General features: G+C 68.1%; 10 protein-coding genes and 1 pseudogene. 1 reads left to right on the forward strand and 10 read right to left on the reverse strand.

What is annotated here, in order from left to right; translation table 11 throughout:
- The 5 genes and pseudogenes from Q0A27_RS11490 to nadD all read right to left on the reverse strand — a co-directional run.
- The coding region (locus Q0A27_RS11490) for an SLBB domain-containing protein (RefSeq protein WP_291475607.1) at window positions 1-623 on the reverse strand (623 nt) is incomplete at its 3' end.
- 659 nt (window positions 624-1282) lie between these two features.
- Window positions 1283-2311, reverse strand: a pseudogene (locus tag Q0A27_RS15065) (DegV family protein); the annotation flags it as partial.
- 392 nt (window positions 2312-2703) lie between these two features.
- On the reverse strand, window positions 2704-3486 hold the full coding sequence (locus Q0A27_RS11505) for a histidine phosphatase family protein (RefSeq protein ID WP_291475608.1): 783 nt from the start codon (window positions 3484-3486) through the stop codon (window positions 2704-2706).
- A gap of 15 nt (window positions 3487-3501) precedes the next feature.
- Window positions 3502-4002, reverse strand: coding sequence for a ribosome silencing factor (rsfS, locus tag Q0A27_RS11510; protein ID WP_291475610.1), 501 nt, complete (start codon window positions 4000-4002; stop codon window positions 3502-3504).
- Window positions 4003-4105: 103 nt separating this feature from the next.
- Window positions 4106-4837 (reverse strand): nicotinate-nucleotide adenylyltransferase, encoded by a 732-nt coding sequence (gene nadD / locus Q0A27_RS11515; protein WP_367273324.1) that lies wholly within the window; start codon window positions 4835-4837, stop codon window positions 4106-4108.
- A gap of 37 nt (window positions 4838-4874) precedes the next feature.
- Here nadD and Q0A27_RS11520 point away from each other — a divergent pair, with 37 nt between their 5' ends.
- Window positions 4875-5837: a YwiC-like family protein gene (locus Q0A27_RS11520; protein WP_291475614.1), complete on the forward strand. Its 963-nt coding sequence runs from the start codon at window positions 4875-4877 to the stop codon at window positions 5835-5837.
- Window position 5838: 1 nt separating this feature from the next.
- Here the strand turns inward: Q0A27_RS11520 and Q0A27_RS11525 are convergent, their stop codons facing one another.
- The 5 genes from Q0A27_RS11525 to Q0A27_RS11545 all read right to left on the reverse strand — a co-directional run bounded on the left by Q0A27_RS11525 (window position 5839) and on the right by Q0A27_RS11545 (window position 12034).
- Window positions 5839-6666, reverse strand: coding sequence for a hypothetical protein (locus Q0A27_RS11525; protein WP_291475616.1), 828 nt, complete (start codon window positions 6664-6666; stop codon window positions 5839-5841).
- Window positions 6667-6747: 81 nt separating this feature from the next.
- Window positions 6748-8061: a glutamate-5-semialdehyde dehydrogenase gene (locus Q0A27_RS11530; RefSeq protein WP_291475618.1), complete on the reverse strand. Its 1314-nt coding sequence runs from the start codon at window positions 8059-8061 to the stop codon at window positions 6748-6750.
- Between the two features lie 92 nt (window positions 8062-8153).
- Window positions 8154-9446 carry a glutamate 5-kinase gene (gene proB / locus Q0A27_RS11535; RefSeq protein WP_291475619.1) on the reverse strand — a complete coding sequence of 431 codons (1293 nt, stop codon included), beginning with the start codon at window positions 9444-9446 and terminating at the stop codon, window positions 8154-8156.
- 17 nt (window positions 9447-9463) lie between these two features.
- On the reverse strand, window positions 9464-10987 hold the full coding sequence (obgE, locus tag Q0A27_RS11540; RefSeq protein ID WP_291475620.1) for a GTPase ObgE: 1524 nt from the start codon (window positions 10985-10987) through the stop codon (window positions 9464-9466).
- A gap of 114 nt (window positions 10988-11101) precedes the next feature.
- On the reverse strand, window positions 11102-12034 hold the full coding sequence (locus tag Q0A27_RS11545) for an ABC transporter substrate-binding protein (RefSeq protein ID WP_291475621.1): 933 nt from the start codon (window positions 12032-12034) through the stop codon (window positions 11102-11104).
- Between the last annotated feature and the right edge of the window lie 175 nt (window positions 12035-12209).

Genomic DNA, 12209 nt, shown 5'->3' on the forward strand with positions numbered 1-12209 from the left:
CCGCCTGCCTGCACCGCCTGCCCGGGGTACGTCACCCGGGGCCCCTCTGCGTCCACCACCAGCTGCAGACCGTCGACCACCTTCTCGGCGAGATTGATCCCCTCAAGTCCCACCTCCGGCCGCACCCCACCGGCGAGGTCGAGTACCTCACCCAGCCGTGTCCCCGCATCGACGGTGTGCAGCCCCGGGCGGTCCACCAGCCCCTGGACCGCGATCACCACCGTCTCGTCTGTGTCCCCTGGACCCCCGGTGCCCCCGTCCCCGTCGTTGTCCATCTCCGGGCGGTCAGCTGACGAGGGTTCCGTCAAACGGGGGGTTCCCGTCAGCTGTCCTGCTCCGGTCGGCGAAAGCCCCGCCACGGCGACCGTTCCCCCGTCGCCACCTCCGCCTCTCAACAGTCCGATAAGCATCCCTCCTCCGAGCGCGACTGCGACAGCCGCGACAATGATGGTCAACGCACGGGCGGACCGGGGACCGATCGCGGTCCGACGCTCGAAACGGACATCGGCCAGCTCATGCCCCGGCACCGGTTGGACCAGGGATTCAATCCTGGCCTTCAACGAGCCGGTGGCACGTCGTGTGCGGCCCTTCAGCTCTCCATTGCGTTCTGCGTCTCCGTCCATGCAAAACAGCCAACCACGGTGGCGCTGCCGCCCGGTCCCCCGGAAACACAAAAGCCCAGGCCCCTGTGGATAACTCGGCCCCTGTGGACAAACTTTTTCCAGGATGCCGCGGGCTCGAGCAGGATGCAGGAAAACCACAGATCAACAGCATTTTCCTGCGGTCTTCCCCGTCCGCTCCGGGCAGCCTCACCCGGCGTCCCCAGGAGAAAAAGGGACGATTCTGAGCACCTGCCCGGCAGATCCCGGAACGTGATGTACCAGGACAACGGTGACACGTCCGGCGGCCACGTGATGACACGTCCGGTGAGTTGCCTGGCCCCGCCGCACCGGTGTCGGGTGCAGTGCCGCAACGCGGTGGTTCGCCGGCACATCCTCGGGCGGGGAGCTGCCTGGAGCTGCGGACGTGTTCCGCAGGCGGACGGGCTCGGGCAGACGGGACTGCCGCACGGGCCTACGAACCGTCACAGCGGCAGACAAGAATGTCGCACCGACCGGCAGACCCCGGCATTCTTGTCTGACATCCGGCACTCTCGTCTGCCGGCAGGGAGCGCAACCACAGTCCACCGGTGAAGAATCTGCCCACCGGTAGGGGTTCCGGCCACGATGCCCTGAGACATCACACTGCAGGGCCCGGAATCGTCCGTGATCCGGCCCGGAGATCAGCCGTGGACGAGGGTGATACCGATGGCCTCGGGGCCGGTGTGGACTATCAGTGCCGGAGAGAGATCGACCACGGAAATCACCACGCAGTCGGGCAGATCGGCGCGCAGTGTCGCACGCAGGTCCTCGGCGATCTCCGGACAGCCTGCCTGGTGGATGTCCAGGTGCATCGGCACCGCAGGCAGCTCGGACAGCGGCACCGGAGCCTCCTTGCGCTTGCGCAGCCGCGACTTGTGGTCGCCGCCGAAGGTGAAGACGCGGGGACGCCCCTCGTCGTGGTTGTCCAACGCAGCGTTATCCGGCGCAGCGTTGTCCTCCCCGGCTCCCTCGGCTGTGGCCTCATCGGTGCCACCGGCGGCGTCGGTGGACTCACCGTCGTCGGTGTCGGCCGGAACACCCCCGGTCTCTGGGGCGTCGGCAACGTCAACGGTCTCCGCTGCGGTACCCGTGGACTCCTCGTCGATGACCGGCGCGGCGTCCTTGCTGTCCTCCACCGGCTCCGGCCCGGGAGCCGGGGTGGCGGCGGTGCGGTAGGCACTCTCGGCGAGGGTGACGAGTCGGGCCATCGCCTTGGACTGGGTACGGGTCTTCGCGGCAAGCTCGATCTTTCCGCCGGCCAGATGCAGGATCGGCTTGATGGCCAGCGCCGTCGACAGGAGCCGCTGTGCGGTGGACAGGCGGCCGCCGCGGGCCATGGCGTCGAGCCGGTGGACGTACAACCAGACCTCTGCGCCGTCGAGGACATGCTGCGCAGCCGCCGTGCACTCGTCCAGCGAACCACCGGCCGCGGAGGCCTGGGCCGCAGCGATCGCCGCCTGGCCCAGCACCATTCCGGCAGAACGGGTGTCCAGCACCTTGACCAGCCCGTTGAAGACACCGGCGGCCTGCGTGGCCGAAGTCCAGGTCGACGACAGTTCCCGCGACAGGTGCAGCGCGACAACTCCCTCGTCACCGCCACGTTCAAGCAGCCGGGCATAGGCCGCGGTCAGTTCCAGTGGGCCGAGGCCGGCCGTCGTGGGCGCGTCCTCCTCGGGCTTCCCGGCATCGTCGGAGTCGCCCGAATCACCGTTGCCGTCAGCGTCGTCAGTGCTCTCGGTGTCATCAGAATCACCGCTGTCCTCGGTGGACGCGGCGTCCTCTGCTCCGGTGTCCGTGGCAGTGTCCGTGGCAGTGTCCGTGGCAGCAACCCCAGTGCCGCTACCGGTCTCAGTCTCATCCCGGTTGCCGTCGGCAGCGTCCGGAGCCTCAGAGGATCCGGAAGGCCCAGAAGGCTCAGAAGGCTCAGAAGGCCCAGCATCCTCAACCGCCGGGCTCTTCGTGGGGATCTTTCCACGGGTGTGGATCTCCAGGACCGTGATGCCGTACTCTTCCGCGAGTGCGGGCGGCAGGCAGGCCGTGGAATCCGTGACCACATGCACCGTCATGCCGCACCACCTGAGGATTCAGGGGTGTCCGGCTCGCCGTCGGTGTCCGTACCCTCGTCAGCGTTGACGATTGCCACCGGCGACGGCATCGACACACCGACGTTCCAGCCCTCAAGGAACCAGCGCGGGTTCTCCCACCAGGGCGTGCCCGAACCAGGAGCCCAGGCGTCCGAGGGACGGGCGACGACCTGCGACCAACGGGTGTTGCCCAGTCCGCCGAGCATCGTGTAGTGCTCCACCGGGATTCCCAGCAGACGGCAGGTCAGGGCGGAGATCGTGCCACCGTGGGCGATGAGGGCGACCGCACCCCGGTCCCAGGCGTCCGAGGCCATCAGCTCGGCGACGACCTCCGCCGCCCGTGCCGAGACCTCCAGGCGGGTCTCCCCACCCGGCGGTGCCCAGCGGGGGTTGAGCCGCCAGTGCGCCCGTGCGCCCGGGAAGCTCGCGTCCACGTCCTCGTGGGCACACCCCGACCACTCTCCCAGGTCGGTCTCCCGAAGCCGCGGGTCCGTCGTGAACCGGCGGGTCTCCGGGAACAGCGCCCCGGCGAGCGCGGCGGCGGTGTCCACCGCGCGCTCCAGGTCGGAGGAGACGACGGTGCCGATCGGCCAGTCGGCCAGCCCCTCGGCGATCCGGGTGGCCTCGGACCGGCCGACGTCACTGAGCGGCGTGTCGAGCTGCCCCTGCATCCGGCCGGCCTTGTTGTACTCGGTCTGGCCATGACGGATCAGCAGGAGACGACGCTCCGGACGCGCTGGTGATCCCGCTGTTGCCGCCATGACAGGTCTCCTGACCTAGATCTCGTCGGCGTCCGGCCCCGGACCGGCCAGCGGCAGCTCGTCGACACTCTGAGCCTGCAGCGGGTCCAGCCGGTCGAGCTCGGCGAGCTCGCTGACGTCGAGGTTCTCCGCCCATGCACCACGGTCGGACTGCTCGATGCCCTCGACATCGACGGTCGGGCAGTCGCGGTAGAGACGGTCGAGTCCGTAGAACTCGCGCTCCTCGCGGCGCTGCACGTGGGCGATGATCGTGCCGTAGTCCAGCAGGACCCACCGGCCGTCACGGTGCCCCTCACGCATGCGCGGCTTGATGCCGGCCTGCTCGGAGAGCTCCGCCTCGATCTCGTCGACGATCGAGTCGACCATGCGCTCGTTGTCTCCGGTGACGAGGACGAAGATGTCCGCCAGCGGCATACGGCCGGTGACGTCGAGAACGGCGATGTCCTCACCGAACTTCTCGACGGCGGCACGGGCGGCGATGCCTGCGTGGTTGATGGCTTCGGAGCTGGCGGTCACGGTCAGTGAGTTCCTTCAGGGTCGGTGCAGGGTCGGTGCAGGGTAGGTAGAGGGTCGGTGCAGAAATATCCGTTGCGTAATTCTACCCGTAGGAGCCGGGTTGTCAGAACCAACCGGGCGGGAACCGGTGCGTCCCCCAGTCCACATCCGGTTCCGCGTCCGGATTCCCCTGCGAGTAGGACGGGTAAACCTCTTCGGTGTTCCGGTACATCCCGGTCTTGGCGATGTACTGCACCACCCCGTCGGGCACCAGGTACCAGACCGGCCACTTCTCGGACGCACGCTCCCGGATGTCCGTCGAGGAGATCGCCATCGCCGGGATGTTCACCAGGCTCAGCCGGTCGGCGTCGACCTGGGCGCGCAGCTGCTCGCCGGCGTCCGCCAGGTCATAGCCGGGGCGGGTCACACCGACGCAGTGCGCAAGGTGGAAGACCTCCTCCCAGTCACGCCAGGTGACGATGCGATCCAGCGCGTCCGCCCCGGTGATGAAGAACAACTCGGCGTCCGGGTGATGCTGCTGGATGTCCTTGAGGGTGTCGACGGTGTACGTCGCCCCGGGCCGGTCGATGTCCACCCGGGAGACGCTGAACCGCGGATTCGAGGCGGTCGCGATGACCGTCATGAGGTAGCGGTGCTCCGCCTCCGAGACGTACCGGTCCTTCTTCTGCCAGGGCTGCCCGGTGGGCACGAAAATGACCAGATCCAGGTCGAAGAGCGCGGCGACCTCACTGGCCGCGACCAGGTGTCCGTTGTGGATCGGGTCGAAGGTTCCGCCCATGACGCCGATGCGCCGCGGCTGGCCGGACCTGCCCTGCCCGATTGTGGGTGTGTTCACGACCACAGAGCCTATCGGACGGCTACGCTGAATCACCATGACGTCCCGCTCCTCACGCTTCTGGCGGCCCGACCAGCACGGTGCCTGGCCCATGATCATCGCCCCCCTCATTGTCGGTGTCGCCTGGTTGTGGACGCTCCGCTCCATCGTCTCCGACGCCGGCGGGCTCGGCTCCGGCTTCCATGCGGGCATCGGCGCCGTACTCACCGCCCTCGCGGTCGGTGTGGCCTGGGTCGTCGGCTACCTGGCCTTCTTCGCCGGTGGGAAGTGGCTGCAGGCACGGTCCTCCGGTAACAGGCGCATCCTGGACGCCGCGAAGACACCGACCCTGGTCTACGGCGCGGTGACGGTGGTCGCCGTGCTCTGCGCGGTCCTGCTGCAGCCGCATCTGCTGTGGTGGGCGGTGATCTTCGTGCCGCTGACCGCCATCGCGCTGATGGAGACCAACCGTGGCACACCCCGCTCGTTCATCGCCGGTGCGGCCGAGACCGTGGCCTCCGCCTTCCTCATCGCCGTGCTGGCGAGCGTGGGCGTCGGTGCGTCCCAGCCGGTCTCCGACGGGGTGACGCTGACCCGCAACCTGTTCACCGCCGAGGTTGTCGACTCCCTGCCGGCGGTCATGTGGTGGTCGCTGGTGTGGCTCGCGCTGTACCAGGTCGGCACGGTGCTCTACGTGAAGACGATGATCCGCAAGAAGGGTGACCGCGCGTGGTGGATCGGCTCGATGGTCTTCCACGCGGTGTCCCTGGTCGTGGTGCTCTGCTCGGTGACCTCCGGGCACATGGGGATCCTGCCGTGGCTGCTGGCCGTAGTGGTCTTCGGCTGGGCACTGTGGCGCTCTTACGCCGTCCCGAAGGACGCCACCTCGGCCGAACCGAAGACCGGGTGGACGCCGAAGAAGGTCGGTGTGACCGAGATCCCGGTCGTGATCGGTGTGACCGTGGCCGGACTGCTCGCCGCCGTGCTCTACGACGGGCCGCTGGTCCTGTTCATCAGCTGATTCACCGGCTGAGCCAGTCCGCGAGGGTGTCGGCGACGTGCCGGTCCCCCGCCGAGGGACCGCCGGCGACGGCGTCCTCGAAGTAGTCGGCATGGACTCCCGCGTCATCGGGATCGGTCAGGGCGAGGAAGGCCGAGCGGACGCTCGTATCACAGACCACGTCATCGGGCACGCAGTAGTCCAGCGAGGGTACGTCACGCGGCACACCGGGGAAGCCCCGGGCACCGGGGAGGTGGTGCAGGGGGTTTCCGAAGGCGAGGACGCCACGCAGGCGTCCCTCCTCCGCCAGATCGCGCTGGACGCCGAGCATCGGCAGTTCACCCTGGGAGTAGCCCACGGTGATGTAGTCCGGCCGGCACCCGGTGGTTGCTTCCCAGTCATCGACCTGGGTCTGCCCGCCGGTGAAGCTGCGGATGACGGAGTCCGTGGTGAGTTGCGCGGACTGGACCAGACCCGCCGGGGTGACGTCTGCGACGGACTTCGGCAGCGGGAAGCGTGCCGGGTAGTGCTCGTCGGTGATGCCGATGATCTGCGTGGTGCCGTCGTCGAGGATCTCCGGGTGCTCGGCGAGGGTGAAAGTGAGGAGGTTGGACACGGGCTCGCCCTCCCAGCCGTTGGAGTACCGCGCCAGCGGTCCGCCCGGGTAGGTGACGTGGTTCTGCTCGCTGCCGCGACCGGCGAGGACGACAGTGGACGGGCAGGTCCCGTCGGCCTGTCCGGTCGCTGTACCCGCTCCCGCGTATGCCGCGGGCACTGCCGTGAGAATTACGGCCAGAGCAGCGGCAACCGACACTCCGGACGCCACGACAGGCTTCACGGTGCTGTTCATGTTCCCCAGGCTACATATATTGCCCGGGCACGCTGCCTATGACCCCTCAGGCTCCACAGTCCTGTGGATCCGGCGACGCGGCTACGGCCGGACCTGGCCCTCGCCGGTGACGATCCACTTGGTGCTCGTCAACTCCGGCAGCCCCATCGGACCACGGGCGTGCAGCTTCTGGGTGGAGATGCCGATCTCGGCACCGAAGCCGAACATCTCACCGTCGGTCCAGGCGGTGGAGGTGTTGACCATGACGGCCGCGGCGTCCACGTTGGCGGTGAAGTACTGGGTGACGCGGATGTCCGTCGCGCCGATCGCTTCCGTGTGACCGGTGGAATACCGGCGGATGTGGTCGGCGGCCGCCTCGACACCGTCGACGATCTTCACGGCGATGTCGAAGGAGCCGTACTCCTCCTCCCAGTCGGCCTCGGTGGCGGCGACGACGCCACCGAGGTCCAGGCCGGAGAGCTCGGCGAGGTCGGCGTGGAGCGTGACCCCGGCGTCCTGCAGCGTGGTGAGGACGTGCTTCTTGTCCTCGGCGGAAAGGCTGGCGTCCAGCAGGACGGTCTCGGTGGCGTTGCACACCGAGCAGCGGCGGGTCTTGCCGTTGACGACCAGACGGGTGGCCTCCTCGACATCGGCGGAGGCGTCGACGTAGAAGTGGCAGTTACCGGTGCCGGTCTCGATGGCCGGCACGGTCGCGCCGGTGACGACGGCGTTGATCAGGCCGGCGCCGCCACGCGGAATGACGATGTCGACCAGGCCGCGGGCGGTGATGAGGTCCTGGACCGAGTCGTGGGTGTCGCACGGCAGCAGCTGCACGGTCTCACGGGGCTGGCCGTGGGCCTCGAGGACATCCTGGAGGATGGCGACGAGAGCGGTGTTGGAGTGCAGGGCGGACTTGGAGCCACGCAGCAGCGGCACATTGCCGGACTTCAGTGCAAGACCGAAAGCGTCGACGGTGACATTGGGGCGGGCCTCGTAGACCATGCCCATCACGCCCAGCGGGACGCGCACCTGGCGCATCTCGAGTCCGTTGGGGCGGCGGGAGCCGCGGACGACATCGCCGACCGGGTCGGGCAGGTCGGCGACCTGACGCAGTCCTCCGGCGATGCCCTCGACCCGCTCGGCGGTGAGCCGGAGGCGGTCGATGAGGGACTCGTCCATACCGCGCTCACGGCCGGCGTCGATGTCCTGCTCGTTGGCGGTGAGGATCTCCGCGCTGCGGGAGACGAGAGCGTCGGCGGCGGCAAGGAGGATCGTGTTCTTCTCGGTGGTCGTCAGCGGTGGACGCTGGGACACCTCGCGGGCCGTGGTGGCCTTGGCGAGGACCTCGGCGCGCTCTGCGGTGCGCTCGGCGGTCAGTCCGGTGGAGTCGGAGGTGATCGTACTGGAGGTGCTCATGGTGCCCCAGCCTACGCGAGGTACCGTCCCCTGTCCCAGGAATTGTTGAACAAATCCAGGGGATCCCCCGGTGAGATCGTCCGGCGGGACGCCTAGCGGGTCGCCCCGTAGTCCCGCGACAGGCGGTTGGCGTAGGTCGACAGATTGTCGACGTGCACCGCCGGACGCTGCGCGAAGTCCGGCAGTTCGGCGCTGGACTTGCCCATGAGGCCGGCCAGGGTCGCGGCGTCGTAGTTCACCTCGCCGCGGCCGATGAGGTAGCCGCCGGGCCCGACGATGTCCACCACCGCACGGGAGGTGAAGTCACCCGTGATCTTGGTGATGCCCACCGGCAGCAGCGAGTTGTGGTGCTCCATGGCCTGGGCCGCACCGCCGTCGATGTGCAGCACACCCTCGGCCTCCGCGGCGTAGAGGATCCAGAACTTCCACGCCGACAGGCGGTCCTCGGCGGGCCAGAAGCAGGTGCCGACCATGGCCTGGTCGAGCGCGGCACCGATGTTCTCGGTGGAGGTCAGCAGCACCGGGATGCCGCCCTGGGACGCCAGGCGCGCGGCCGAGACCTTCGCGCTCATGCCTCCGGTGCCCAGGCGTCCGCCGTCACCGGCGATGACGCCACGCAGGTCACTGTGGGAACGGACCTCGGCGATGAACTTGGCGTCCGGCTCGGCGGGGTTGCGGTCGTAGAGGCCGGCGACATCGGAGAGCAGTACGCAGGCATCCGCGTAGGTCAGGTGGCTCACCAGGGAGGCGAGACGGTCGTTGTCGCCGAAGGTGGCGGAGGAGGTCGTGACGGTGTCATTCTCGTTGACGATCGGGACGATGCCGAGCTGTCTCAGTCGGTCGATGGTCCGCTGGGAGTTTCTCGCACGGTCACGGCGCGATGCATCGGCGACAGTGAGGAGGACCTGGCCGATGGATCTGCCGTAGCGGGCGAAACTGCGCGCCCACTCCTGGGCGAGCAGGACCTGGCCGGCGGACGCGGCGGCCTGCTTGGTGGCGAGGTCGGTAGGACGCTGGCTCAGGCCGAGCGGTCCCATGCCGCAGGCGATGGAGCCGGAGGAGACGACGATGATGTCGGTCCCGCGGTCCATGCGGGCTTCAAGGGCGTCGGCGATGAGGTCGATGCGTTCGGGGCTCACACTCCCTGTCTCATCGGTGAGACTGGAGGAGCCGATCTTCACGACGACACGCTTGGCGTCACGGATCGTCCGTCTCGCGGTCGACCGGTGCCCGTACTCAGGATCGTCGAGCGAGAGGTCGGGGTCAGGGAACTCCTTCGCCGTCGCCGGAATGACCGGACCTGGCTGATGGATGTTATCCGTCCCGAACACAGGGTTCGCGAAGAAGGGGTCGGAAGGGTCAGGCTGCACGTCGGTGTCAGACATGCCCCCTAACTTTACCGTTAACCTTCCCAGCGGTCTCGGGAAGCCTCTTCCCCGTCGCCGAAGTCCAGCTCATCGATAAGACCGCGGCGCGCCTGGGAGGCCCGCTTGCGCTCGACGGCGCTCGCCCGCTCGGTGCGTTCCAGACGCTTGTCGGTGCCGCGTCCCGAAGGCAGCAGATCGACGCCGGCGGCGGTCTGTGGCTCCCACTGGAAGGTCGCCCAGCCGATGGTGACGTCGTCGCCCTCGATCGCCCCTGCCTTGTAGAGCGCCTCCTCCACACCGGCCTTGGCGAAGCGGTCGGCGAGATAGCCGACGGCCTCGTCGTTCTCGAAGTCGGTCTGCCGGATCCAGCGCTCCAGATCGGAGCTCTCGATGATCCAGGCGCCACCGTCGGGACCGGCCTGCGGGTCGGGCTTGACCTCGAAGGAGACCTTGGCGGTGCCCTTGCGACGCTGGTTCTTCGGCGTGATGACCTGCGCGGGGGCGACGTCGACCGGGTGGTCCTTCCGGTGCTGCTCCACGATGTCCATGAGCGCGTACTTCAGCGGCTCCAGACCCTGGTGCGCGACCGTGGAGATCTCGAAGACCGGCCATCCGAACTCCTCTTCGAGTTCGGGACGGATGATCTCGGCCATCTCGCGGGCGTCGGGGATGTCCATCTTGTTGAGGACGATGACACGCGGACGGTCGCGCAGGTCGCCGAGCCCGGCGTCCTCGGACAGCTCGGACTGGTAGTCCGCCAGCTCGTTCTCCAGGGCACGGATATCGTCGACGGGATTGCGCTCGGCCTCCAGCGAGGCGCAGTCGACGATGTGTGCGAGCACGGCGGTGCGCTCGATGTGCCGCAGGAAGTCCAGGCCCAGACCCTTGCCCTGCGACGCCCCGGGGATCAGTCCGGGCACGTCGGCGATGGTGAAGACGCGATGGCCGACATCGACCACACCGAGGTTCGGCTGCAGCGTGGTGAAGGGGTAGTCAGCGATCTTCGGCTTCGCCGCAGACAGAACGCTGACCAGGGAGGACTTACCGGCCGAGGGGAATCCGACGAGTCCGACGTCCGCCATGGACTTCAGCTCGATGGTGATGTCCTTGACCTCACCGGGCTCACCGAGCAGAGCGAAGCCGGGGGCCTTGCGGGCTCGGGAGACCAGCGCCGCGTTGCCGAGGCCACCGTGACCGCCGGCGGCGACGATGATGCGCTGACCCTTGGCGACCATGTCGGCGATGATCTCACCCTTGTCGTCGAGGATGACGGTGCCGGCGGGTACCCGGAGGATCAGGTCCTCGCCACGGGCACCGTTGCGGTGGTCCCCGGCACCGTTGCTGCCTCGCCCTGCCTTGATGTGCGGGTGGAAGTGGAAGTCCAGCAGCGTGTGGACCTGCGGGTCGACCTCGAGGATGATGTCGCCACCGTGTCCCCCGTTGCCGCCGTCCGGACCGCCGAGCGGGATGAACTTCTCGCGGTAGACCGAGGAACAGCCGTTGCCGCCGTCGCCGGCCTGCAGGTGCAGGACGACTCGGTCGACGAAGCGGGTAGACATTGGTGGGATTCCCCTCCAGGTAGAAAGCACAGACCAGACGCAGACGCGTACCGGCTGAGTGTACCCCGCGTTCAGCGGGCGCCCTAGTCCCCGCTCAGCGGTCGGCTGCGGGGCTCAGCTGCCGATCCTGTGCTTCAGGTCGTCGAGGACGTACTCCGCGGCGACGAGCGAGGCGTTGAGGAACCAGGCGTCCATGTCGACGGCGTAGGCGTGGCCGTCCTTGACGACCTCCAGACTGCTCCAGGACACTGAGCCCGTCAGCGACTCCGCACCGCCGTCGAAGGAGTAGAAGAGATAGTCCGCGTCCAGCTGGTCGGTGTTCTCCACGGAGAGATCGTGGTTGGCGGTGTCGGTGAACTGCTGCCCATCGGGACGCGTCAGACTGGCGTCCTCGACCACACTGCCGGACAGGGAACTGGGGCCGGTGAGGATGTACTCGTCGTTGCGGCCTCGGACCAGGGAGACGACGGCGCCACTGCCCCGCTCTTCCGCCCAGTCGGAGGCGTTCTTCTCGTAGGTGGCGAGCAGGCCATCGGCGTCCTCACGCTTACCGACCGCGTCGGCGAGGATCCCGAGGTCTTCTTTCCACAGTTCGGACCCACCGTTGGTGGTGACGACCGTGGTGATCGCCCGGAGCTGGGTGAGCAGTGCTTCGTCGGCGCGGTCGTTGGACAGGATGAGGTCCGGCTCCAGGGTCGCGATCTTCTCGACGTCGGGTTCAGAACGCAGGCCGACCTGTTCGATGGCGTCCAGGTCGTAGGTGTCTCCGAAGCGGTCGTAGATGTAGTCCGGGATACCGCTGGGGTCGCCGTTGGCGGACTTGGCGACACCGAGGCCGACAGGCACGATGCCGAGCAGCAGCAGGTGGTCAAGGTGCCCGGTGTTCAGCGCGACGATGCGGGTGGTCTGGTTCCCACTGTCGGAGGACGCCCCGGTGGCAGCGTCATTGTCTGCGTCATCATCGCCCGAGCAGGCGGCCAGCAGGGTCAGGGCCGCGACACCGACGGTGCCGCCGAGGAACGCACGACGGGTGACGGGACGGTTCATGGCTGACGGCTGTTCACCGTTCGGAAGGGTCGGAAGGGTCGGAAGGGTCGGAAGGGTCGGGAGCGTCGGAAAGGTCGGAAGCGTCATGACCGCGGAAATTACCATAGGCTGCCCTTGCTATCAGCATCGTCGAGGGCCGCGCTGACTTCCTGTCGTGTTGTAGTGCCGACAGGTC

This window comes from Corynebacterium sp. (assembly GCF_022712275.1).
GTDB lineage: Bacteria > Actinomycetota > Actinomycetes > Mycobacteriales > Mycobacteriaceae > Corynebacterium.